This is a genomic window from Brevibacterium sp. CBA3109, from assembly GCF_040256645.1.
GTDB classification, from domain to species: Bacteria; Actinomycetota; Actinomycetes; order Actinomycetales; family Brevibacteriaceae; genus Brevibacterium; species Brevibacterium koreense.
In genome coordinates, this window is the sequence record NZ_CP158281.1 from 135,043 (window position 1) to 159,084 (window position 24,042).

Consider the following 24,042-nt stretch of genomic DNA (forward strand, 5'->3'; position numbering starts at 1 on the left):
ACATGTCCCTGCTTTCTCCCGCCGACACGGGACTCACCGACCATCTGCGGGCCGCAGTCGATGAGGTCGGCACCCGTGCCAGCGACCGGCTGGCCGCCGCACATGATGCGTCCCACTACCTGCTGACACCGCAGGCCGTGGTGAAACCGCACAACCGCGACGAGGTGGCGGCGCTGTTCGCAGCGTCACAGAAGTCCGGGGTGCCGATGACCTTCCGTTCCGGTGGGACCAGCCTGTCCGGGCAGTCCGTCTCGGATGGGGTGCTCGTCGACACGAGAAGGCATTTCAGGGATATCGAAGTCCTCGACGACGGTGCCCGGGTTCGCTGCGGCCCCGGGGCCGTGGTCAGGGCCGTGAATGCGCGACTGCTGCGGCACGGGCGCAAACTCGGTCCCGATCCGGCCAGCGAGGTGGCCTGCACCATCGGCGGAGTCGTCGCCAATAACTCCTCGGGCATGGCCTGCGGGATCGAAGCGAACACCTACCGGACGCTCGACTCGGCCGTGCTCGTCCTGCCCAGTGGAACCGTTGTCGACACCTCGGCGGCAGACGCTGACGAGCAGCTGCGGATACGAGAGCCAGCTATCCATGCGGGTCTGCTCGAACTTCGAGACCGTATCCGGACCGATGCCGAGGCGGTCGAGACGATCACCCGGCTCCACTCCATCAAGAACACCATGGGCTACGGCCTCAACTCGTTCCTCGACCACGATGAACCGGTGCGCATCCTCGAGCATCTGGTCATCGGCAGCGAGGGGACTCTCGCCTTCGTCGCGGAGGCGACCTTCCGCACGGTCCCGCTGCTGGCACACGCCTCTACCGGACTGCTCGTCTTCGACGATCTGCCCGCGGCCACCTCGGCGCTCCCGGAGATCATCGCCACCGGTGCTGCCACCGTCGAACTCCTCGACGCCACGAGCCTGCGGGTCGCCCAACGCGACGAGAAGTGCCCGGAGGAGATCCGGGATCTCGACGTGGACGCCCACTGCGCCCTGCTCGTCGAATTCCAGGAGGAGACGGAAGAAGGCCTCGACCAGGTCGTGTCCGAGGCGCTCCCGATCCTCGAAGCATTCTCATTGAGCCGACCAGCCGAGCTGACGGTCGACCCGCGACGGCGATCGGCGCTGTGGCACACCCGCAAGGGCCTGTTCACAGCCGTCGCCGGCAACCGTCCCTCGGGGACAGCCGCACTGCTCGAGGACATCGCCGTCCCGGTCGACCGCCTCGGCGAGACCTGCACTGCTCTGAGCGAGCTGTTCGACCAATACGACTACTCCGATGCCGTGATCTTCGGGCATGCGAAGGACGGCAACATCCACTTCATGATCACCGAGGAATTCGGGAGTGGAACCGACGGCGAGGACTTCGACCTCGACCGGTACGAAGCATTCACCGAGAAGATGGTCGACCTCGTCCTCTCCCGTGGGGGAACGCTCAAGGCCGAGCACGGCACCGGGCGGATCATGGCCCCATTCGTCAGGCGTCAGGTCGGTGACGATCTCTACGCCGTGATGCTGCGGGTCAAGGAACTCCTCGACCCGCAGTCCCTGCTCAACCCAGGCGTCCTGCTCAGCGATGATCCGAAGGCCCATCTGCGCAATCTCAAGACAACACCGACCACCGAGGCGGAGGTCGACCGCTGTGTCGAATGCGGATACTGCGAACCGGTATGTCCGAGCCGCGACCTCACCCTGACTCCGCGAGAACGCATCGTTCTGCGACGCGAGATCGCCCGTGCCGAGGCGGCAGGGGATGAGGAGCTGACCCGGACCCTGCGCAGCGAGTACGACTACGACGGCATCGACACCTGCGCCGTCGACGGCATGTGCCAGACGGCGTGCCCGGTCTTCATCAACACCGGGGACCTAGTGCGCAGGCTGCGTCAGGAGAACACGAACAAGATCGAAGAGACTGGCTGGAACACTGCAGCCAAAGCATGGGGGCTGGTCAGCTCGGTCGGGGGAGTGGCATTGAGCTCGGCGAAGGTGATGCCCACGCAGCTGCCAGCAGCGGCCACAGCCATCGGTCGCAAGATCCTGGGTGATGACACAGTGCCCGGCTACTCCGACGATCTTCCAGTCGGGGGTTCCAGGCGCGTGGCTGTCTCGGCGCAGAATCCTGACGTCGTATGGTTCTCCAGCTGCACAAACACGATGTTCGGACTAGAAGATGGTGGAAGTGGTGACGGGGTTGCCGGTGCCTTCCGCCGCCTGTGCGAACGAGCCGGGGTCTCTCTGCGCACGCCGCGCGGCATTCCCTCTCTGTGCTGCGGCACCCCGTGGAAGTCGAAGGGGATGGCCGAGGGATATGCCACGATGCGCAAGTACGTGCGCATAGAGTTGTGGGCGGCCACCGACGGCGGACGAATCCCCGTCGTCTGCGATGCGTCCTCCTGCACAGAGGGACTGCGAGTGCTCCTCGGCGACGCGACGGACAGGGGCGACGCGACCGACAAGGACGCAGCGGAGGAATTCGAGATCATCGACGCCGTGGCCTTCGCCACGCAGGCGCTGCTCCCTGCACTGCAGGATCGGGGAGCGCTCTCGACCGAGCATCGTCTGCCGTCGATCACCCTCCACCCGACATGCTCGTCGACCCAACTGGGGCTCAACGAGGACCTGAGTGCGCTCGCCGGATCCATCGCCGAGGAGGCCAACGTGCCAGATTCCTGGGGCTGCTGTGCCTTCGCCGGGGACCGGGGCATGCTCCATCCCGAACTCACCGCCTCGGCGACGAAGGACGAGGCCGCCGAAGTTGAGTCAATCGGCGCAGCGATCCACGCGTCGACGAACAGGACGTGTGAGATCGGGATGACCCGGGCAACTGGAAAGCACTATCGCCACATCCTCGAAGCCCTCGACGAGCTCGTGGGCCAGGCGAGAATCTGATGTGGCCCGGACTGATCCGGATGCCGGGCATCCCTGGCATCAGTGAGCCGCGTGTGATTCGATGCACATATGACTGAAGCACTGGAAACGCACCGCGCTCGCCTCGCCGCCGGAGAGATCTACAACGGGCTGTGGATGATGTCGACGAGCCAGGAGCTCGCGAAGATCGGATCGGCCGCCGGCTACGACTACGTGTGCCTGGACATGCAACACGGCTTTACCCGCCCGACTGACGTTCTGCGCCTGACCGATGCCATCCGGGCCAGCGGATCCGCCCTGGTCACGGCTCGAGTCTCTGCGAACCGCTTCACCGAAATCGGCATGCTCGCCGACGCCGGCGTCGAAGCCGTCATCGTGCCGCTCGTTTCCACGGTCGCCGAGGCCGAAGCTGCCGTTTCCGCCCTCGACTACCCGAGCCGCGGCGGCGACCGCTCCTGGGGTCCGACCGCCGAGCTCATGCACAACGCGGTCCAGGACACCCGTGACGAGCGCCCTCTGCTCTTCGTGATGATCGAGAACAAGGAAGGCCTGGCGAACGTCGAGAAGATCTGCGAAGTTCACGGAATCGACGGCGTTTATGTCGGTCCTGCTGATCTCGCATTCGCTGTCGATGCATTGCCTGGTCAGCCCAATGACGCCCACGCCGAGGCCGTCGCCCGGATCCGCACGGCAGCTGACGCAGCCGGCGTCATCCCTGGCATCCACTGCGGTAATGGTGCGGAAGCCAAGACCCGCAAGGAACAAGGGTTCCGGTTCATCACCTCGGCGGGGGATATCGGCGCTGCAGGACGTGCTTTCCGAGAGGATTTGGCGGCGGCCCGGGGCTAGTCACCTCTCGATATTCACCACGGTCCGCAGCCCCGGACTCGGCTCTGCGAATTCCTGCGCCAGGTCAGACAGTCCGATCGGGCCGCCGAGGATGTTTTCCCACGGCATGTTTCCGCCGTCAGCGGCCAGGAAGTCGACGGCCTCCTGCAGGTGGTGGGGTTCGAAGTTGTGCACACCGGTGATGGTGCGCCAGCCGCGCACGATCTGCTCGGGGTTGATGGCGACATCAGGTCCCGGGCTGACGCTGCCGGCCAGCACGGTGGTGCCGCCGGTGCCTACGCTGGCCAGGCAGGTCTGTACGCCGGAGGTAGTGCCGGAGAGCTCGAGAGCAACATCGACATCCGCAGGCATCTCGTCCTCCACGATCGTGCTCGCTCCGGCGAAGAGAGCAAGGTCCTGGCGCCGTGGCGTCGGATCGAAGGCGAGCACCTCGGCGGCTCCGCGGGACTGGGCTGCAGCCACCGCGGTGAGCCCCAGCATGCCGAGTCCATTAACGAAGACTCGACGACCCCGCAAGTCACCCGCGGCCTCCAGCATCGCCATGACGGTCGCGACGGCACACCCTGCCGTCGCGGCCACGGCGTCGGGCACCGAATCCGGCACCGGGACGATTGCCACGCCGGCCAGCAGGTGGATGTGTGAGGCGTAAGTACCGGACAAGGCCCAGCCGCTGTCGGCGGATTCGTGACCGACCTTGGCCACCGACTGACATTTCGCGCTGAGTCCACGCCCGCAGTTCTTACACTCCCCGCACACCGAGGTGACCGAGAAGACCACGCGCTGGCCGAGCGGGATCCCACCCCGTGAATCCTCGACCACGCCGACACCCTCGTGGCCGAGCACCGAGGGGCATGCTCCGGGGCGACGCCCGCGCACGGTGTGCCTGTCCGAGCCGCAGACGGTAGCGGTGGTCAACCGGATGAGGCTCTCACCCTCGACCAGTTCCGGGAGGGCGAAGGACTGAGTCTCGAACTGATCCCCACCGAGCCAGACGACGGCCTGGGCCGTGTCCGCGGGGCGCTCAGCATCCGCCGAGACTCTCGTGTCCGCCGAGGTATCGGCCGGGGGAGCCTCATCCTGGGACTGTGGCTGAACCCGCGTCTGAACCTGCGCCGTCACTGCTTCACCTGAACTGAGGCTGCAGTTGGCAGGTCGGTCAGAGCATCGGGAAGCCCAGCAGCGGAATCGAGCACGAGGTGGGCACCTTCGGTTTCGAAGTCCTTCCGGCTCAGGTGGCCGGTGAGCACACCCACCGAGGTGACACCGGCGCGCAGGGCCGACTGCACATCCGCCGAGGTGTCGCCGACGCTGACGACCGCGGCCCTGTCCTCGACACCGAGTTCGGCCATGACCGTCTGGATCATGTCGGGTGCGGGCCGACCTGCCGCGACCTCGTCGCCGCACGAGGAAGCGTCGAAGGTCTCGCCCTGTTCCCATCCCATGGACGCGAAGATGAGATCGGCGATCTCCCGAGCGAACCCAGTCGTCAGGGCCACCTTGATGCCCTGTTCGCGCAGGGTCGTCAGTGCTTCTTCGACCCCGGGCAGCGGTTTCGGCGCATTGTCGGTATAGGTGCGGCGCAGCTCCTGTCGGAACCATTCCCAGGTCTTCTCATGGAGCTTAGCGTCAACGTCGACCCCGCCGAGGCGGAGCAGATTTTCGATCGCCCACTTCTTTTCCGTGCCCATCCACTTCTGGAACACCTGGTCCGTGTAATTCGCACCTTCGCGTTCCGTGGCTTCGCGCAGAACACGGTAGACCTCGTCTCGGTCGTCGATGGTGGTGCCGGCCATGTCGAAGATGGCGAGTTCAATCATGGTGTTTCTCCTTCTATCTGGAACAGGGTGTGAGGGATCGGAACGTGTGGAACGAGGTGTGTGAAAACTGTTGGACTTCAGCACAGGGGTGGGCGTCAGCGAACGGCCCTGCGAAGCCACATCGACAGCGCTTCGACGGCGAGGACGACGGCGACCATGAGGATGAGCACCATGGTGACCACCTCGAACTGGTTGACCCGTGAGGCGTTGAGCAGCAGGAATCCGATGCCGCCGGCGCCGACGACTCCGAGCAGCGTGGCCGAGCGGATGTTGTTGTCGAGTAAGTACATCGTGTGGGCCGCGAAGGCCGGGGCCGCCTGGCGCAGTGTGGCCGAGAAGAACACCTGGGCGTCACTGGCCCCAGTAGCCCGAAGTGCTTCCTGCACCTGAATGTCCGTCTCCTCCAGCGAGTCGGCGATGAGCTTCGAGTGCAGGCCGATTGCGCCGATCGACAGCGCCAAGGTTCCGGCGACCTCACCCAGACCGGAGATGACGACGAAGATGATCGCGAGGATCAGCTCGGGGATGCCACGCACGATCACGATGATCACCCTGAACGTCTGGTGCACATAGGCATTAGCGACGGCATTGCGGGCAGCGAGGATGCCGATCGGCATCGCGAGGACTGCGCCGATGAGGGTGGCCGCGAGTGAGATCTGCACGGTGACCAGCAGCTGTTCGAAGAGGTTGGACATGGATCCACCGGCCGATGGTGGGAAGAACAGCGCCAGGGTCTTCGGCAGGTCGAGAAGCCCCTGCATGAGCCCTGACCAGGACATATCCACGCGCCACAGGGCCGCCACAGTGAAGATCACGATCAGCGCGATCGAGAGGAAGCGCTTGAACCGCGCCGAACTCCACGGTGGCGTGAGGTGGAGATCGTTGACACCGGATTCACGACTGCGGTTGAACAGGCGATCGACCCAGGTGCCGCCGGTGATCCTCTGCCCAGCCGATCTCATCAGCGCAGCGCGGATGGCGCCGGAGACGAGTTCGATGCCGATGCACAGCAGCAGGACGAGCACAGCAAGAGCCATGCCACGCTGATAATCCAGGGTCCGCAGAGAATCGGCGATCGCCAGCCCGATGCCGCCGACACCGACGTAACCCAACAGCACCGAGGTGCGCAGATTGATATCGAAGCGGTGCAGTGCTGTCGCGATGAGCTGGGGCATCAGAGTCTGGGGGATGGCCGCCATGATCTGCTGAGCACGGCTGCCGCCGAGAGACTCCACCGACTCACGTGGACCGTCGTCGAGTTCCTCGATCGCGTCAGCGTAGAGCTTGGCGATCATTCCGACCGAGTGGATGCCCATGGCGATGATTCCGGCGGTGGCTCCGAGGCCGAACATACGCAGGAAGATGATTGCGAGCACAAGGTCTGGTACCGCACGTGCCAGCACCGTCAGCGCACGAGCGGCCCACTGTGAGGCAACTCCCCACCGAGTCGGTCGGGCGGCGGCCAGGGCAACGGGAATGGACAAGGCAACTGAAAGCAGAGTCGCGAGGAAGACGATGGCCAAGGTCTCGAACACCAACGAGAGAGTCTCTGCCAATGGTGGGAAGTCGAGAGGGAACATGCGGGCGAAGAAGTTCACCGCATTGTCGACGGAGTCGACGATGGTGCCCAGATCGATGCCGAGAGAACCGATCGACCACACGCCTCCGATGACCAGGGCGAGCATCACGAGGAATGCGGCGATGCCGCGCCCGGTCGGACGCGGACGCGCCGGTGCTGCCGTAGCCTCGGGCGGGGTCTCGACGAGCGTGGACATCAACGGGTGACACCTGTCGGGGTCGCGGGGCGTAATGCGCTGACATGACGTGAGGCGCTGACCCTGGGTGATGCGATTGTCGGGTCCGACGAAGCGTAAGAGGACTCGGCTTCTGTTCGGGAGCCGACCCCAGCCTCGGCGAGGTCCATTCCCGAGACACTCGAATAGATCGTCGAAGCCTCCTCGGCGCTCAGGCCCTCGGTCTTGCGGTCGAGGACTGCCTGGCCGCCGCGCAGCCCGATGATCCGATCGGCGAAGTCGATGGCGAGCTGAACCTGGTGGAGTGAGGCGATGACCGTGAGATTGTCCTCCTCGGCGATCTGGCGCAGCAGGTTGATCACGTCGAGGGCGGAAACCGGATCGAGCGAGGCCACAGGCTCATCGGCCAGCAGCACCGTGGGATGCTGCATGAGCGCCCGGGCGATGGCCACGCGCTGCTGCTGACCTCCCGACAGTGTGTCCGCGCGCTGGTAGGCACGCTCGGCCAGGCCGACACGGTCGAGCTTCTCGATGGCTTCTCGGCGCACGGACTTCGGGTACATCATCAGCGAGATGCGCGGTCCCTTCAACGAGCCGAGCTGCCCTGCGCAGACGTTTTCCAGCACGGACATCGGACCGACGAGGTTGAAGGATTGGAAGATCACGCCGATGTTTCGGCGCAGCTCCCGCAGCTCTCGTTTCCCAGCTGAGCTCACGTCCTGACCCAGGACGCGCACCGTGCCCGAGGTGGGGGTGTGCAGGCCGTTGATGTGACGCAGGAGCGTCGACTTACCCGAACCGGAGAGCCCGAGCAGAACGGTGACCCTGCCGGTGCGGAACCCGATGTTGACGTCATCGAGTCCGAGGACTCCGCCGCCGAAGCCCTTTGTCACGTGGTCGAGCTGAACGGAGTAGATTTCGTCGATCTCTCGCTGGAGTTCAGTGGTTGTGGTGCTGGTGGTATTTCGATGGATGCTCATGGGTTCCTCTTCTAGCCGACGTTCTTGCAGGCGTCTGCCTTGGTGGCGTCGCAGATGTCGCGGATGGAGTCGAAGTCGGAGTCGTCGACGGGCTTGTATCCGTATTCGATTTCTTCGGGCAGGACACAGCCGTCCTTCGAAGAGCAGACGCCGGCGTCGACCATGGCTGGGATGTTGGCCTTTTCGCGCAGGGCGGTCGTGATCTTCTTGGCCAGCTCAGGGTCCAGGGACTCGTTGTTGACCGCGATCGGGTCCTCGGTGATGGGATCGGATTCCCACACTTGTTCCAGGCTGCCCGCCTTCACCTGTTCGGATTCCTCGAGGGTTCCCAGCATGGTGTCGTGGGCGAATGCCGCATCGCATTCTCCGGAGTCCAGCGACAGCAGTGAGGCGTCGTGACCGCCCGTCAGAATCTGCTTCATGTCCTTGTCCATGTCGAAACCCTCGTCCATGATCCCCTTCATCGGCACGAGATAGCCCGAGGTGGAGGCCTTGTCGACGAAGCAGACGTTCTTGCCTTGAGGTCCTTCAGACCCTTGATGTCCGAGCCCTTCTTGACGTAGGCCAAAGAGGTGTAGGCCGGGACCTTCTCCGGATCGCTGGTCGGAGCCGCCGCCGGTTCCATGTCGATGCCGGAGTCTTTGGCGATGACATAGGCGAAGGGTCCGAATGAGGCCGCATCGATCTGGCCAGCGCGCATTCCTTCGATCACAGCGGCGTAGTCGGAGGCATTCTGGAACTCGACCTTCTTGCCGGTCTCCTCCTCGAGCAGCGCAGTGACATTTTCGAATGTCGACTCCAGAGTCGATGACGACTCGGCGGGGACTGCGGCGAAGGTGATGGGCTCGTCATCGCTGCCGGAGGACCCGCAGGCGGCGAGCAGGGGGAGAGCGAGTGCAGCTGCGGTGAGAGAGCGGACGGTGCGGGAACGGGCAGTGTGAGATCGCGCTGTACGGGAACGGAAGCGTGGGAACAGGGCCATGGGCGGCCTGCCTTTCGAATGGTCGGGGTGATCGCTTGGTTTCATTCTTCGACAACCCGAAACAACATGTCTATACAATTCTGACCTGTTCATTGATCGGACATGACAACTTCATCGGCGGTTGGGGCGCCGGTCGCGAATGTGGCCCCGGTCTCAGCGAAGAGGTCGGATTCTGCGGCTGCTCCGCTGTCGAGCGCAGAGTCGTTGAGGATGCGGTCTGCGATTCCGAATGACAGGGTCATTCCGACGCCCGAGGTGACCGCGGCGACTGTTGTCTGGCTGTCGGGGCGCTCGAGGATGAGGTTGGTGTCGGTGCTGTTCGTGTACTGCCCGAGCCAGCGCTGGAGGACGAGCGGTTCCTCGATGCCCATGAGGGTGGTGGCCCTGTCCAGCAGGAGGTTCGCGATGCCTTCGTCGATGAAGGGCTCGGGGCTGAGGTCATAGGCGTGCGAGTCCCCGATGAGCAGTCCGCTCGGGATGTCGGTGACCATGAGGTTGGCGATCGCGTCGACGAGCTCCGGCTCGCGCTGGGTGAGGTCCTCACGCAGGGCGGCAGCTCCTGGCATCGCTGCGAAGCCGTCGTAGCGGGCCAGTGAGGTGCCCGTGAACATCGCGAACCCGGAGGGCAGGTGCTGTGGGCGTTCGATGAGTGACATGACCAGGGTGCAGATCTGAACCTGATTGGCATCGGCGATGGCGGGGAACAGGGCGGTCAGGCCAAGACCCGGGCATGCGACGATCTGATCGGCGTGGAAGTCGCCGCGGTTGGTGGATACGGCGCCTCCGGCCACCTCGGTGACGGTTGTGTTCCAGTTGAACGCGACCCCCTGGTCGGCCAGCCACCTCGCGAGTGCCGGTGCGGCCTCCCGTGGGTTCACGCGCATGTCCAGGGGCAGGTGGGCTCCGCCTATGGCGCCGAGATCAGGATTGCCGATAGCCGCGGCGACCTCCTTGGCCTCGAGCATTCGCGCCTGGTCCGAGCCTCTGTGAGCGGCGAACTCCTGCAGGATGCGAAGTTCGGGCTCGGTCATGGCGGGGACGTACGTGCCGGTTTCGGCGGCCCAGATCCCGGTTGCTGCCGCGGCTTCCTGCCAGCCGGCGCGAGACGTCATGGCCAGGGTTTGGATTTCATCGGCCTGCCCGGTGAAGCAGGCATGCCCGAAATTCTGGATGGAGGAGCCGACCGGTCGTGCGGAGCGGTCGATGACGCGGACGCGGCGGCCCTGTCGGTGTGCGAGGAATGCGGTGGCCAGGCCCAGGATTCCGGAGCCGACGATGATGAGATCAGTTTTCGACATTCCCCCATCCTGGTCGCTTGTTGCCGTAGGCTGAGTACATGTATGTACAAGTTTGGCGATTGTTCACCTGCTCGTGACGTCGCGCCTCCCATTCGGCACTCCCGGTTCATCCGAGACGAATAGGAAGTAAGCACAGCAATACAGTTGGAAGCACGTGTCCTCATCCCCGACGCAGACGAGACCAGTACACATGACACAGCAGCGCACGCGACAGCAGCACGACGAAATCGCCCACTACCTGCGAACCGCGATCCGTGAGGGCTATTTTCAGCCCGGAGACGAACTGCCCTCGGAAGCGGAGCTGACCCGGAAGTTCACCAGCTCCCGCGGCCCAGTTCGCCAAGCGCTGTCGACCCTACGGACCGAAGGGCTGATCTCCTCGGGGCGAGGGCGTCGGACGGTCGTCCTCGACAATGTGCCCACCCAGTCCTTCGACGACATCATTTCCTTCTCCCAGTGGTGCCACAATGCTGACATCGTTCCAGGCCAGCGCACCCAGTGGGTCACCCGCAGGCCTGCTGAGAAGTCACTGGCCGCGAGCCTGAGGATCTCAGACGGAGACCCGATCGTCTCAGTCTTCAGGCTCCGCCTCATGGATGATGTGCCCACCATGGTCGAGCGGTTGAACTACCCGCTGGAAGTCGGGCGTCATGTGCTCGCCTTCGACACCGACTCCGGGTCGATCTACCAGGAGCTCATCGACCAAGGTGTCGACATCAGCCGAACTTCACGGACCATCGATGCGATCGGAGCCAATGAGGACGACGCCGCTCTGCTCGAGGTCCCGGTCGGCACTCCGCTGCTGCGGGTTCGACGTCGCGCGTTCACGAGCACCGGCGAGCTGATCGAGTCCTCGGACGACCGCTACCTCCCGTGGAAGGCCAGCTTCACGATGAACTCCACTCGGGGCAATCCCAGCTCGATGGCGCTGACGTCGAGCCGCCTCGGCGAGTTTTGAGGTTTACTGGGCCGGAGTAGGCTGGCGGAACCGAATCATCTGCTGGAAGGCATCGATCATCGCCGAGAACACAGTTGATCAGCACGAGCACGTGGACCTACTCGTCATCGGGTGGGGCAAGGGCGGAAAGACCCTGGCTGGCACCATGGCCCGCGCCGGCAAGCGCGTTGCCGTCGTCGAGGCCTCCGATGCCATGATCGGCGGATCCTGCATCAACATCGCCTGCATCCCCACGAAGATCCTTGTCCACGACGCGGAGAACAAGCGCGATGACGATGACATGGACGAGTACTTCGCGAAGGCCGTGAAGCGCCGCGACACTCTGACCGGGGCGATGCGGAAGAAGAACTTCTCCATGCTCGACGACCTCGACTCGGTCCTCTTGGTCTCCGGTCGTGCGGAGTTCACCGGCGAACGCGAAGTCCGAGTCACCGGCGGCGCCGACACCATGACGATCACCGCCGATACCGTCATCGTCAACACCGGATCCGTCGCGAACATCCCACCCATCGACGGTGCCCAGCTCGGCGGCCGCATCCACGACTCCGAATCGCTGCAGCACGTCGACCCGTTCCCGAAACGCCTCGTCATCGTCGGCGGCGGGTACATCGGACTCGAGTTCGGATCGATGTTCGCCCACTTCGGCTCGCAGGTCACCGTCCTCGACCGCGGACCCCGCCCGCTAGCGAACGAAGACGACGACGTCGCCGAGGTGGTCGCCCAAGCCCTCGCCGACGACGGAGTCACCATCGTCAACGACGCCTCCGTCACCGCAGTCAACGACGGCGCCGACGCCGCGACCGTGACCTATGAGGTCGACGGAGAAACGAAGACCATCGACGCCGAGGCGGTCCTCCTGGCCGTCGGACGCAAACCCGCCACAGCCGGCCTCGGCCTCGAGAAGGCCGGCATCGACACCGACGAGCGCGGGTTCATCGTCACCGACGAGTACCTGCGCAGCTCCGCCGAGGGCGTGTACGCGTTCGGCGACGTCAACGGCGGACCGATGTTCACCTACATCTCCCTCGATGACAACCGGATCCTCGCAGACCAACTTCTCGGCGAGGGCAAACGGTCGACGAGGGACCGCGGGTCCGTGCCGTACACGATGTTCCTCACCCCGCCCGTCGCCCGCGTCGGCCTGACCGAGAAGGCCGCTCGCGACGAAGGCTATGAGATCAAGGTCGGAGCGAAGCTGCAGGCCGATATCGCCGCGGCACCGCGGGCGAAGATCGAAGGCGACCCGCGCGGAATCGTCAAGTTCGTCGTCGACGCGAAGACGGACCTCATCCTCGGCGCGGCCCTCGTCCACGTGCACTCGCAGGAGGTCATCAACACCGTCGCGCTCGCCATGCGCCACAATGTCACCGCGACCGAGCTGCGCGACACGATCTACACCCACCCCTCCGCCACCGAGGCGCTCAACGAGGTGCTCGGCGCACTCAAGTGAGGCACGCGATAGGCTCACCATCATGAGCCGTCTCATCGTCATCACCACCGATTACCTGGGCCCCGGGGACAGCGTCGACCGGCTGCTGCGGGATCACGGACTCGACCCCGTCTACTCTCCGGCAGCCGGTTCCCGCACCGAGGATGAACAGCGCAATCTCCTCAAAGGTGCCGTCGGTGCCATCGTTGCGAGCGAACCGATCACCCGTGACATGCTCTCCGAGGCGACCGACCTCCGGACCCTCGCGCGCAGCGGAGTCGGATACGACTCCGTCGACATCGCCGCGGCCGAAGAGTTCGGCATTCACGTGGCCAACACCCCCGGTGTCAACCACGACGCCGTTGCCGAGCTTGCGCTCGCTCTCATGCTCAGCTGCGCCAAACGTCTCAACGACGTCATCACCGGCACTAAGTCCGGGCAATGGCCGCGCACCGCCGGCAGGGAACTGCGCGGCAAGACCCTCGGTGTCATCGGCTTTGGTCCCAGCGGCAAGGCAATCTCCGCAATCGGTGCAGCTCTGGGCATGAAAGTCATCGTCGGCACTTCCCACCCGGATACCAAGGCGGACCCGAGCATCGAATTCGCCAAAGTCGACACCGTCGTCGCGGCCGCCGACTACCTCACCCTCCACGCCCGAGCGACCGGCACCCCGATCATCGGCGCCGACCGATTCGCGGCGATGAAGGACACCGCGTACCTCATCAACACCGCCCGCGGGTCACTCATCGACGAGGCCGCTCTCGTCGACGCGCTCGACCACGGTCAGATCGCCGGTGCCGCCCTCGACGTCCTCGAGACCGAACCGATGTCGAAAGACAATCCGTTGCGGAACTTCGACAACGTCTGGATCACCTCACACCTGGCCGGTCAGACGGTCGAGGCCCGTGAACGTGCCGGCCTGGCCGCGGCCCAAGCCGTCATCGATGTGCTCGACGGAAAAGACCCGGCCGGGCTCATCGTCTGAGCGCATCCGACCTCACACCTCAGCGCACTTACGCCTCCGCGACCGCACCCTGACGATGATGAGCACGGCCAACCCCACCGCCGCCAGGACCAGCCCGGCGAGGAACCCGTAGAAGGGGAACCCGTACTGTGTCACGGAGAACTCCTGGCCGGTGACGGTGTCGCCTGAGCAGGTCAGGCTCGGCGGGAGATAGTCGGCGGTGACGGAGAATCCCAGCACATCGTCACCGCCGACGGATTCCGGGCAGATCTCAAAACCATCAGACGCCGCGTACCATTGAAAATACTGGCCGAGCATCATGAGCGGCAGTACGAAGACTCCGACCGCGATGAGCCGCAGCGGCCACCGATCTTGACCGGGTTCGGCGAACGGCGATCGATAAAGTTCGGCCAACCGAGTCGCCACGTACGTGAGCATCACACCGAGGAACACCGCGACACTCAGAGCGCCGATGGCCAATGAGAGCATGAACAGCGCCGAGGTGGCCCCGGAGTCCTCGAAGCTCGCCGAGGTCACCCACTGGGCGGCGTGGAGGAGCGCGGCGACCACCAATCCGGCGCTCGGCAGCAGAAAGGCCACCTGCCAGCGCGCAAGCCTGCGAATACGGCGAAAGAATCTCCGCTCCGTAGCTCGCGCATTGGTCTCCATGCGACCACGCTAGCCCAAGCTGCTTTGTGAAAACCCCGCGGCAGTGCCTTCGCGGGGGATCTCACAGGGAGCGTTCACCCACGATCCCCTGTCCAAACTCACGGTGAACACCCTGGCCAGCGCAACCTCGGCGGTCATAGGGTGGAACCATGGCCAACTCCTTTGACGACACCACCCCAGCCATCATGCCCACCCTCGACCTCAACGACGGACGCGCCATCCCACAGCTCGGGCTCGGCATCTACGCGATGAAAGGCGAGGAAGGCGTCGACGCGATCGTGAACGCCGTCGACAACGCGGGCTACCGACTCCTCGACACCGCGGTGAACTACGAGAACGAGCGCGAGGTCGGTGAGGCCATCGCGAACACCGTCACCCCACGCGAGGACCTATTCGTCACCTCGAAGATCCCCGGTCGCCACCACGGCTTCGACGAGGCGATCGCGAGCACCGAGGAGTCCCTGGCCCGGCTCGGCCTCGACTACCTCGACCTCCACCTCATCCACTGGCCCAATCCCAGCGTGGGCAAGTACGTCGACACCTGGCGCGGGCTCATCGAACTGCGCGAGCGCGGGCTCGTGAAGTCCATCGGCGTCTCGAACTTCACCGAGGACATGCTCACCGAACTCTTCGACGAAACCGGGGTCACCCCCGCCGTCAACCAGGTCGAGCTCCACCCGTACTTCCCGCAGGCCGATCTCATCGCCTTCCACCGCTCCATCGGCGTGCAGACCGAGAGCTGGTCCCCGCTCTACCGTGACCAGGGGCTCTTCGACGAAACCCCCATCGCCGAGGCGGCCGCCGCCCACGATGTCACCCCCGCCCAGGTGGTCCTGCGCTGGCATATCGAAGTCGGTTCCATTCCGATCCCGAAGTCGGCGAACCCCGAACGCCAGCGCCTCAACGCCGCCGTCTTCGACTTCGCCCTCACCCCCGCCGAGGTGGCTGCGATCTCCGGGCTCGAGCGCGGTCGGATGAAGGACCGGGATCCCCTGACGCACGAAGAGATGTGAGGCCGGGCCTCATTGCTGCCGGCTGGCCACGCATGTCAGCTGCAGATGGAAGACTGGCGGCATGGATCGAGCAATGACCATCGTCCCGAAAGACGAGCTGAAGGCCTTCGTCGACCCTGGAACCTTCGCGCGGGGCACCGATTATGCGCGCAAAGGTCAGGTGCTGCGGATCCTCTGGCACGAATCCGACCGGCAGCTCGTCGCCGATGTGGCCGGCTCCGCGGGGTTGTATCAGACCACGATCACCTTTGATGATTTAGACGACGGCGGACCCGGCGAGATCGTCGACACCGTCTGCACCTGTCCGGTCGGCTACGACTGCAAGCACTGCGTGGCCGTGGTCATCGTCAACAATCAGCAGATGCTCGAACAGCGGACCTCCGCGATCATGGACGACTATCGTCGCGCGATCGGAGAAGACGAAACTGAACACGTCAGGGGTGTCGACCCTTCCGACTTCGGCGCGATCATCGGTGGCGGGCGATCGACAGTCGGACAGGTTCGGGTACCGGAATGGAGACAGCGGCTTGACCGCATCATCGAGGTCTCGCGTCGGCCGAGCGCGCAGCCCGAGACCGTGGCACTCGGCTTCGAACTCCACCGCGCCCCACAGCGCAGCTACTTCAATAGGTCACCATCGAGACTCAAGGCCGCTGAAATCCCTGATGAGGCGGAACCGCAGCTGCACGTCCGGCCGCTGATCCCTGGAGCGAAGAACAACTGGATCAAGGGGCAGGCCGGCTGGCACTGGTTCACCTCACGACTCAACGCCTCGCGCTTCGATGCCGACCAATTCGAATGGTTCTACCGACTGGTCACCCTCGACGACGGGCTCGGCCGATTCGGCCATGCACAGTCGTCGGCAACGATCCGGCTCGACGACTTCGGCTCCCCTTTCCTGTGGGAGCTGCTCGGTCAGGCTGCTGACCTCGACATTCCACTTGTCAGCGCCGACAAGCAGATCGCAATCCGGCTGGGGCAACGGGCCGAATTCCAGCTCGATGTCACGCGCAGCGACGACGACCTCGTGCTCAAGTCCGCAGTCGTCATCGACGATCAGCCGGTGCAGGCTCACGAAGTCCGTCCTATCGGACTCGGCGGCGTGTACCGCCTGGACATGGTGGGCACGGCGAAAGCCGTGGTCACACTTGCGCCACTGACCGAGCCGATGACCGAGGCACAGCGCACCCTTCTCGAAGGGCCCGCGGCCACAAGGATCCCCGAACAAGGGCACGAAGATTTCGTTGACCGCGTCCTCCCGCTGCTGCGGAAGTCGCCCGAGAGGCGCGGCGGGATCCGGGGAGTCGGGACCGGGAAGAAGTCCGACCTCGGCGCCACGAATAGCGGTCCCGGTGACCGAGTCATCAGCAGCGACGGATCCGTGGACCTGCCCGTCGAGAAGTCCCCGCACCTCAACCTCCACATCAGCTACGACAACCCCGACCAGCGCAGGTCCGCCAGAGGCGGCGCAGACAAGAGCGACCGCGGCCCGGGCCGATCCACCCCGACGATGCGTCTGAGCTGGTCATGGACCTACTACTCGCCACAGCGGACATTCCACTTGGTGCCCCATCGCAGCGAACTGTCCGACCAGGTGCGCGGTCGCGACCAGAAGTTTGAGCACGCCGTCCTCCGTCGCCTGCGCACCATCGACCCCGACGCCGCCCGAACGGAATCGACCATCCTGACCGGCATCGACGCCGCCACCTTCAGCACCCGGATCCTGCCCCGAATCCAAGAACTTGATGACGTCACGGTTACCTTCGCCGACAGCGACAACGCCCCGGAATTCCGTGAACTCGACGCGACCCCGCAGGTCAGCCTCCGCACGCAGGAGACCGATGACTCGGACTGGTTCGACCTCGGCATCGACATCACGGTCGATGACCACGAGATCCCCTTCGTCGAACTCTTCACCGCGCTCGCGAGGGAGCAAACCCACCTCATCCTCGACGACGGATCGTTCTTCTCCCTCGACAACCCCGCCTTCGGCCGTCTGCGTGAACTGCTGACCGAAGCGAATGCCCTCGATGGCTTCTCGCCGGAGAACCCGCAGATCAGCCGCTACCAGACCGCCCTGTACGACGAACTCGAGGATCTCGCCGACGACATCGCCGACGATCCGAAGTGGATCGAACTCATCGGCGGGCTGAGGGACCTCGATACGATCGCCGAGGTGGCCGTGCCCGACACCGTGAACGCGCAGCTGCGGCCCTACCAGGTGGAGGGGTTCCGCTGGTTGGCGTTCCTCCGGCAGCACCGCCTCGGCGGGATCCTCGCCGACGATATGGGTCTGGGCAAGACCCTGCAGACGCTCGCTCTCATCGACCACGACCGCACCGAAAGCGAGACCGAGACTCAGGCCCCATTCCTCGTCGTCGCCCCCACCTCGGTGGTGGCGAACTGGGTGCTCGAAGCCCGCAAATTCACCCCGCACCTGAGCGTGACGGCGGTGGGAGAGACCGCGAAGAAGCGCAAGCGCTCCGTCGCCGCGGCGGTCGCCGGTGCCGACATCGTCGTCACCTCGTATGCGGTGATGCGTCTCGACATCGACGAATTCGCCGCCCTCGACTGGGCAGGCCTCATCTACGACGAAGCCCAGTTCATGAAGAATCACCAGGCGAAGACGCACCGCGCGGCGAGGCGACTCGAGGCCCCGTTCCGGCTGGCGATCACGGGCACGCCGATGGAGAATTCGCTCACCGATGTGTGGTCGCTGGCCGCGATCACCTCGCCGGGACTGTTTCCGAACGCGAAGCGCTTCAGGGAGGACTATGTCCGCCCGATCGAATCGGGAGAGTCTCCCGAGCGGATGGATCGGCTGAGGTCGCGGTTGCGGCCATTCATGCTGCGCCGGACCAAGGATCTCGTGGCCGCGGACCTGCCGGAGAAGCAGGAGCAGATACTCGGGGTCGAGCTGGAGCCAGCGCACCGGCGCCTCTACGACACGGTGCTGCAGCGCGAGCGTAAGCAGGTGCTCGGCCTCCTCGGGGAGTTCGAGAAGAACCGGTTCGCGATCTTCCGGTCACTGACGCTGCTGCGGATGCTCGCGCTCGATCCGGGGATCGTCGCCGAGTATGCGGACTCCGGGATCGCCTCGAGCAAACTCAGTGTGCTCATGAGTCACCTCGCCGAGGTCCGGGATGAGGGTCATCGGGCGCTCGTGTTCAGCCAGTTCACGAGCTACCTGCGTGCGGTGGCGGCCGAACTCGAGGACAGCGGGATCGACTACGTCTACCTCGACGGGTCGACCAAGGATCGCACGAAGGTCATCGAAACCTTTCGGGAGGGCGACGCTCCCGTGTTCCTCATCAGCCTCAAGGCTGGGGGATTCGGCCTCACCCTCACCGAGGCGGACTACGTGTTCCTGCTCGACCCGTGGTGGAATCCTGCGGCAGAGAATCAGGCCGTCGACCGGACGCACCGCATCGGTCAGACCCGGCAGGTCATGGTCTACCGACTCGTCGCCGAGAACACGATCGAGGAGAAGGTGCTGGCGCTGCAGACGAAGAAGGCCGAACTCTTCACCGCGCTCATGGACGACGGCAGTGCATTCAGCGAGGTGATCTCGGCCGCGGACATCAAGGGTCTGTTGGAGGGGTGAGCCTCGTCAGAATCGTCAGCCGCCCGGCACCTCGACGAGGTTGCCCCTGATTCCGTCGAGAAAGCTCGCCCCCAGCGGGGTCAGAGTCAGGAGTTTGCGTTTCGCCCCGGTCCGCGGGGCGGCGACGGCGGCGCTCTGCAGCAGGCCGGAATCCTGCAGACGTTTTACCGTACGGTAGAGGCCGCGCTCGGTGATCTGCCACCCGGTGGCGGCGGTGACCGCCTCGGCGATGGTTGAGACCTCGGCCGGTTGATGCTCGGCGACGAGGGAGAGCGTGACCGGGGTGAGCATCGACTTCTTGTACGTCTCAACCCAGGAGTCGACTCGATGGTCGATCCACTCCTGCTCCTCCGGGGAGGGGGACACGGCCACGCTCAGTCCTCCCAGCCGCGGCCGAGGACCGCGCCGACGAGGTGGATGAGCAGGCCGAAGCCCCAGAGGGCACTCATGACGATGGTCACCCCGAACCACGAGCCACCGAGGGCGGCCTGAGCAATGTCCGAAGCGCTCTTGTCGACAGCGCCCGCGGCCATGAGGCGAACGATCGCGTGCAAGTTGTACGACGTGCTCACCGTGACGAACGCGATGACATGAGCGATGACGACTCCGAAGCGCACGCGTTTGAGTACGCGCCGGTTCCGCCACAGCCATACTGCGATGCCCAGAGCCACGACGGCGGTGAGGATCCCGGCGAGGATGGTGACCTCTCCGCCAGTGGCGGCGATGACGACCTGGACAATGGTCATGGCGATGATGAGGCCAAGCGCATAGGGGAGCAGGAGTGTGCGGACGTTGGCGGGCGATGACATCTGCGGCAGTGTAGACATACTGGTACTGTACCTATGGTTCACTACATGATTCAAGAGTCACATTCTTGCGGCGAGGACCGCCACAGCCAGCTTTCTGACACTCATCACATCCGTACATCGGCTCCCATGAGCCGTTGCGATCTCTGCTGACCGCACTCGGTCGACCTGGCTGAGCCATGCCTGTCCCGGGTCGACTGTGCGTGCCTCGGCGCAGATCCGACAGAAAGCATCATTATGACAACCTCCTCTGAAACCGTGCCCGAAAACTCGGGCCGACATTGGTTCGGCCCGTTCCTGCGGCGCCTCCACTTCTACGCCGGAATCCTCATCGGCCCGTTCATCCTCGTCGCAGCCCTCAGCGGGGCGGCCTACGCGATCAGTCCGACTTTGGAAAAGTTCGTCTACGCCGAACAGTTGAGCGTTCCCCCGACCGCCCACCCGCTCCCGCTGGCCGCGCAGATCAAGGCGGCGAACGCGACGATCGGGGACGGCGCCGCGCACTCGGCAGTGCGCCCGGCACCCGAGCCCGGAGACACCACGCGCGTGATGTACTCCGACCCCAAGCTGGGGGAGAGCGGATCCCGGGCTATCTTCGTCGATCCATCCACCGCCGAGGTGGTCGGTGACCTCACCGTGTACGGAACATCGGGAGCCCTGCTGCTGCGCACCTGGATGCTGTTCCTCTCCGCCACCGGAAGCACTTGGTCCCAGCTCGGCGGCGAGAACGTCACGAAGCTTCGCGCGGCACTGAGCTGGGAGACACCGGCGATCTCCACAGAGCTGGCAGGAGAGTCGGCCACGGGGTCGGCTGATGCAGGCGGTGCCGGCGACCACTCCGGCCACGAAGGACACGAAGGACACGAAGGACACGAAGGCCACGAGGGACACGAAGGCCATGACGCCCACGCCGAGCACAACGGCGACGAGGCCGGCACAGGACAAGGGTCGACGACCGATACCTTCGGCGTCGACCCGGCCGATTTCGACATGATGCTGGACATGGCACACGGGGTCAACATCGACACCGGGGCGGTCGAAATTCTGCCGGCTACGGACACGAACTCGGCGTGGGTGGCCCAGGAGATCCAGCGCAGCTATCCCACGAAGGTCGACGCCGTCACCTTCGATCCGACGACGATGGAGGTCACCGATCGCGTTGACTTCGCCGACTACGGTCTTCCGGCGAGGCTCGCCCGCTGGGGCATCGACCTGCACATGGGCTCGCTGTTCGGTCTGGCCAACCAGTTCGTGCTCTTCGTCCTCGCCATCGGAATCGCGGCGATGGTCGTCTGGGGCTACGTCATGTGGTGGCAGCGCCGCCCGAAGCACGACCCGACGAGACGATGTGGGGTAAAGCCACCCCGTGGAGCACTGCTGAACGCGCCGTGGTGGGGAACCGGCGTCATCGTCGTCGCGGGAATCGGCATTGGAATATTCCTGCCGATGGTGGGGATCAGCCTGGTCGTGTTCCTCATCATCGATGTGGCCCTCGGCGTCTTGGCGCGACGACGAGAACGAGTGACGGACTGATCCCGGCGAAGCCCCGGTGCCCGACGTGCCCTAGGCATCCAGCCTCAGGCGTCGGGCACCGGGTTCGCTGCGGAGCCCTCGGTGACGGTGAGGACGATGACGCTGCCTGAGTCCACGCCCAGGTGCCGGCGCCGGGACTCCGCGTCCACACCGGCGAGTGCCTCTCTGACCCCCGCCAACGAGGCGGCTCCGCAGGGTCCCGCGGCCACCCCGAGATCGGCGAGCCGATGCGCGGCATCGATCGCGGCAGCGTCGCTGACCGTGACCGCGGCATCGAGGCCGTCACGGACCAAAGGCCACGCCAGCGACGAGGGGGTTCCGCAGTTGAGCCCGGACATGATCGTATTTCCGGTCTCCACGGTCACCGGATGCCCGGCATCGAGGCTCGGCCCCATGCACGCCGCCGCTTCCGTTTCGACGGACACGACTGCGGTGTCGGCGGCGCCGGACGCTCCCGTTCCGGAAGCATCGCCGCCGGCGCTCGTCCGCCGGTAGTGAGCGAGCGCGGCCTGCAGCAGAGACCCGACTCCGGTCGGCACGGTGATGAGGTCCGGTGCGTGATGGCCGGCCTCGCTCAGCTGAGCGTCGATCTCACGAAACAGCGTCGAATAGCCGTCGACGATCCAACCGGGAACCTCCTCGTAGCCGTCCCACGCGGTGTCCTGAACGAGCACAGCATCGTGTTCGGCCACATAGTCGGCGGCCGCTTCGACGGACTGGTCGTAGTTGGCGTCGAGCTCGACGACCTCAGCACCTTCACCGCGGATCGCGGCGACAGCGCTCGGGTGGATGCCGCCTGCCGGCACGAAGATGCGAGCCGGACGACCAGCCTCCCGGGCGAACCTGGCTACGGCACGACCGTGGTTTCCATCCGTGGCGGTGACCACCTCGGCGTCGGTGTCCGCCTGCGCCGCCTCAAGGGCACGGTGGACGGCCCACGAGGCACCGAGTGCCTTGAACGCGGGCATGCCCAGCCTGGTCGACTCGTCCTTGGCGAAGACCGCGGCGACCCCGAGTTCGCGGGCGAGCTCCGGCAGCGGGGTGAGCGCGGTGGGCTCGTAGCCGTTCAGTGTGCGGTGAAAGTTCAGGGCTGCATCGTCCTGGTCGGGACTCGACCAATTGTGATCACGGTCGTTGGCGGTCCATGCGGCGGTTGTCGTGGTCATGAGCGGTTCCCTTCGGGCAGGCGTGAGGTGACGAGAGCGGTGAAGAACTCGATTCCGGCGCCGAGGATCGCGTCGTTGAAGTCGAAGTCGCGGCTGTGCAGCGGGGCCGTGCCGCCGCCGACAATGCCACTTCCGACAGTGCCACTCGTGGCCGGCGATTGAGACTTCGTGCTCATCCTCCTGGTCCAGGACATGGCCGAATATACCGAACTGACCAGACAGCTCTTCTTCGGCAATGACAACATCCGCTGCTTCAGCACCCAGGTCGTCATGGACGCCGCAAAGGTCGGTCTCACGGTCCCGTTGGGGTGATCAGCCGATCAGTCGAAGCTCACCGAGTTCCTTGGCTCGGTGCGAACCGTGAGTTCGAAGACGTCGGGGCGGGAGTAGTGGCCGACGACGTCGAAGTCGAGATGGGAACGCGTCTTCGCCGTCGGATCGATCTCGGCATAGAGGATCGTCTCCTCGTCATAGACAGGGCCGGCCAACACTTCTCCGGTGGGCGCGACGATGATGCTGCCGCCGCGGATGGCGGTGCTGCCATACGGCAGGTCCACTTCGAACGGGTGATCATCCGGATACGCGTCCGTAGTGATGAACTGGCAAGCGGAAAGCACATGCGTGCGCCCCTCGAGCGCGATGTGCGTCATCGTTGCAGCCCACGTCGGCCGGTCGTCGACGGTCGGAGCGCAGTAGAGCTCCACACCCTTGGCATACATCGTCTGCCGCAGCAAAGGCATGTAGTTCTCCCAACAGATGACCGACCCAACGCGTCCGAGCGGAGTATCCATGGTGTCGAGCGTCGACCCGTCGCCGAAGCCCCAAATGAGGCGTTCCGAACCGGTGGGCATGAGCTTCCGGTGCGCCCCGGCGATCCCGACCTCGGGGTCGAGCATGAGTGCGGTGCAGTAGAGCGTGTTGCCGAGGCGTTCGATGATCCCGATGACGACGAAGAGTCCGAGTTCTTCGGCAGCCTCAGTCAGTCGTTCGACATCCGGCCCGTCGAGGGTCACCGCGCCGTTGCTGTAGCGCTCGTACTGTCGGCGCCCGTCGTCCGTGCGCAGTCCCACCGGGGCGCCGAAGGTGCTGCCCTTCGGGTAGCCGCCGACGAACGCCTCGGGGAAGACGGCGATCTCGGCGCCGTTGTCGCGAGCCTCGGTCATCAGGCGAATCGCCTTGTCGACGGAGGCGTCGATGTCGAAGGGAACTGACCCTGCTTGGACGACTGCTGCTGTGGGCATATGGCTGACCTTCCTCGCTCTGCCGATGTGCTCTGCCGAACACTTCCTGGTCTCACCTTCGACCGCGAGGTGGGAAAGGTCAACCCCACGACTGCGGAGACGCCCGCCGTCA

At 65.0% G+C, this 24,042-nt stretch carries 20 protein-coding genes and 1 pseudogene; 9 read left to right on the forward strand and 12 right to left on the reverse strand.

All coding sequences use genetic code 11. The features are described from left to right. Nucleotides 1-2 precede the first annotated feature (2 nt). Nucleotides 3-2,888 (forward strand): FAD-binding and (Fe-S)-binding domain-containing protein, encoded by a 2,886-nt coding sequence (locus AAFP32_RS00640; RefSeq protein WP_350270180.1) that lies wholly within the window; start codon nt 3-5, stop codon nt 2,886-2,888. A gap of 69 nt (nt 2,889-2,957) precedes the next feature. Continuing rightward, nucleotides 2,958-3,716 carry an HpcH/HpaI aldolase family protein gene (locus AAFP32_RS00645; RefSeq protein ID WP_350270181.1) on the forward strand — a complete coding sequence of 253 codons (759 nt, stop codon included), beginning with the start codon at nt 2,958-2,960 and terminating at the stop codon, nt 3,714-3,716. Here AAFP32_RS00645 and AAFP32_RS00650 read toward each other — a convergent pair whose 3' ends face one another. The 6 genes and pseudogenes from AAFP32_RS00650 to AAFP32_RS00675 form a co-directional block, all read right to left on the reverse strand. After that, a complete protein-coding gene (locus AAFP32_RS00650; RefSeq protein ID WP_350270182.1) occupies nt 3,717-4,835 on the reverse strand; it encodes an alcohol dehydrogenase catalytic domain-containing protein in 1,119 nt (372 codons plus the stop codon). After that, the gene (locus AAFP32_RS00655) at nt 4,832-5,533 is read right to left on the reverse strand and encodes a phosphonatase-like hydrolase (RefSeq protein ID WP_350270183.1); all 702 of its coding nucleotides are present in this window, start codon (nt 5,531-5,533) and stop codon (nt 4,832-4,834) included. The genes AAFP32_RS00650 and AAFP32_RS00655 overlap by 4 nt, the downstream gene beginning before the upstream one ends. Nucleotides 5,534-5,628: 95 nt before the next feature. Continuing rightward, the gene (gene phnE, locus AAFP32_RS00660; protein ID WP_350270184.1) at nt 5,629-7,308 is read right to left on the reverse strand and encodes a phosphonate ABC transporter, permease protein PhnE; all 1,680 of its coding nucleotides are present in this window, start codon (nt 7,306-7,308) and stop codon (nt 5,629-5,631) included. Then, nucleotides 7,308-8,267 (reverse strand): phosphonate ABC transporter ATP-binding protein, encoded by a 960-nt coding sequence (gene phnC / locus AAFP32_RS00665; RefSeq protein ID WP_350270185.1) that lies wholly within the window; start codon nt 8,265-8,267, stop codon nt 7,308-7,310. The genes phnE and phnC overlap by 1 nt, the downstream gene beginning before the upstream one ends. A gap of 11 nt (nt 8,268-8,278) precedes the next feature. Then, a pseudogene (locus AAFP32_RS00670) lies at nt 8,279-9,342 on the reverse strand (phosphate/phosphite/phosphonate ABC transporter substrate-binding protein). After that, nucleotides 9,339-10,547: a TIGR03364 family FAD-dependent oxidoreductase gene (locus tag AAFP32_RS00675; protein ID WP_350270186.1), complete on the reverse strand. Its 1,209-nt coding sequence runs from the start codon at nt 10,545-10,547 to the stop codon at nt 9,339-9,341. Before AAFP32_RS00675 ends, AAFP32_RS00670 begins: the two are co-directional and overlap by 4 nt. A 190-nt stretch (nt 10,548-10,737) precedes the next feature. Between AAFP32_RS00675 and AAFP32_RS00680 the strand changes: the two genes are divergently transcribed. From AAFP32_RS00680 to AAFP32_RS00690, 3 genes are all read left to right on the forward strand, one after another. Continuing rightward, entirely contained in the window at nt 10,738-11,505 is a 768-nt protein-coding gene (locus tag AAFP32_RS00680) for a GntR family transcriptional regulator (RefSeq protein ID WP_350270187.1), read from the forward strand. A 91-nt stretch (nt 11,506-11,596) separates the two neighbouring features. Further along, nucleotides 11,597-12,955: a dihydrolipoyl dehydrogenase family protein gene (locus AAFP32_RS00685; RefSeq protein ID WP_350270188.1), complete on the forward strand. Its 1,359-nt coding sequence runs from the start codon at nt 11,597-11,599 to the stop codon at nt 12,953-12,955. A 22-nt stretch (nt 12,956-12,977) separates the two neighbouring features. Next, entirely contained in the window at nt 12,978-13,919 is a 942-nt protein-coding gene (locus tag AAFP32_RS00690) for a phosphoglycerate dehydrogenase (RefSeq protein ID WP_350270189.1), read from the forward strand. A 12-nt stretch (nt 13,920-13,931) separates the two neighbouring features. Here AAFP32_RS00690 and AAFP32_RS00695 read toward each other — a convergent pair whose 3' ends face one another. Further along, nucleotides 13,932-14,567 carry a hypothetical protein gene (locus AAFP32_RS00695; protein ID WP_350270190.1) on the reverse strand — a complete coding sequence of 212 codons (636 nt, stop codon included), beginning with the start codon at nt 14,565-14,567 and terminating at the stop codon, nt 13,932-13,934. 149 nt (nt 14,568-14,716) lie between these two features. On the opposite strand from AAFP32_RS00695, the gene AAFP32_RS00700 reads away from it, so the two are divergent. Then, nucleotides 14,717-15,580, forward strand: coding sequence for an aldo/keto reductase (locus AAFP32_RS00700; protein ID WP_350270191.1), 864 nt, complete (start codon nt 14,717-14,719; stop codon nt 15,578-15,580). Between the two features lie 61 nt (nt 15,581-15,641). After that, complete coding sequence (locus tag AAFP32_RS00705; RefSeq protein WP_350270192.1) at nt 15,642-19,184, forward strand: DEAD/DEAH box helicase; 3,543 nt, start codon at nt 15,642-15,644, stop codon at nt 19,182-19,184. A 15-nt stretch (nt 19,185-19,199) separates the two neighbouring features. On the opposite strand, the gene AAFP32_RS00710 is transcribed toward AAFP32_RS00705, so the two are convergent. Next, nucleotides 19,200-19,556: a helix-turn-helix transcriptional regulator gene (locus AAFP32_RS00710; protein WP_165770348.1), complete on the reverse strand. Its 357-nt coding sequence runs from the start codon at nt 19,554-19,556 to the stop codon at nt 19,200-19,202. 2 nt (nt 19,557-19,558) lie between these two features. Next, nucleotides 19,559-20,011, reverse strand: coding sequence for a hypothetical protein (locus AAFP32_RS00715; RefSeq protein WP_350270193.1), 453 nt, complete (start codon nt 20,009-20,011; stop codon nt 19,559-19,561). A 216-nt stretch (nt 20,012-20,227) separates the two neighbouring features. Here AAFP32_RS00715 and AAFP32_RS00720 point away from each other — a divergent pair, with 216 nt between their 5' ends. After that, nucleotides 20,228-21,523: a PepSY-associated TM helix domain-containing protein gene (locus AAFP32_RS00720; RefSeq protein WP_350270194.1), complete on the forward strand. Its 1,296-nt coding sequence runs from the start codon at nt 20,228-20,230 to the stop codon at nt 21,521-21,523. Between the two features lie 44 nt (nt 21,524-21,567). Here the strand turns inward: AAFP32_RS00720 and AAFP32_RS00725 are convergent, their stop codons facing one another. Beyond that, nucleotides 21,568-22,689 carry a pyridoxal-phosphate dependent enzyme gene (locus AAFP32_RS00725; protein WP_350270195.1) on the reverse strand — a complete coding sequence of 374 codons (1,122 nt, stop codon included), beginning with the start codon at nt 22,687-22,689 and terminating at the stop codon, nt 21,568-21,570. Continuing rightward, nucleotides 22,686-22,865, reverse strand: coding sequence for a hypothetical protein (locus tag AAFP32_RS00730; RefSeq protein WP_350270196.1), 180 nt, complete (start codon nt 22,863-22,865; stop codon nt 22,686-22,688). The genes AAFP32_RS00725 and AAFP32_RS00730 overlap by 4 nt, the downstream gene beginning before the upstream one ends. On the opposite strand from AAFP32_RS00730, the gene AAFP32_RS00735 reads away from it, so the two are divergent. Further along, on the forward strand, nt 22,858-23,001 hold the full coding sequence (locus AAFP32_RS00735; protein WP_350270197.1) for a hypothetical protein: 144 nt from the start codon (nt 22,858-22,860) through the stop codon (nt 22,999-23,001). The genes AAFP32_RS00730 and AAFP32_RS00735 overlap by 8 nt on opposite strands. 8 nt (nt 23,002-23,009) lie before the next feature. Here the strand turns inward: AAFP32_RS00735 and AAFP32_RS00740 are convergent, their stop codons facing one another. After that, nucleotides 23,010-23,930, reverse strand: coding sequence for a carbon-nitrogen hydrolase family protein (locus tag AAFP32_RS00740; RefSeq protein WP_350270198.1), 921 nt, complete (start codon nt 23,928-23,930; stop codon nt 23,010-23,012). Between the last annotated feature and the right edge of the window lie 112 nt (nt 23,931-24,042).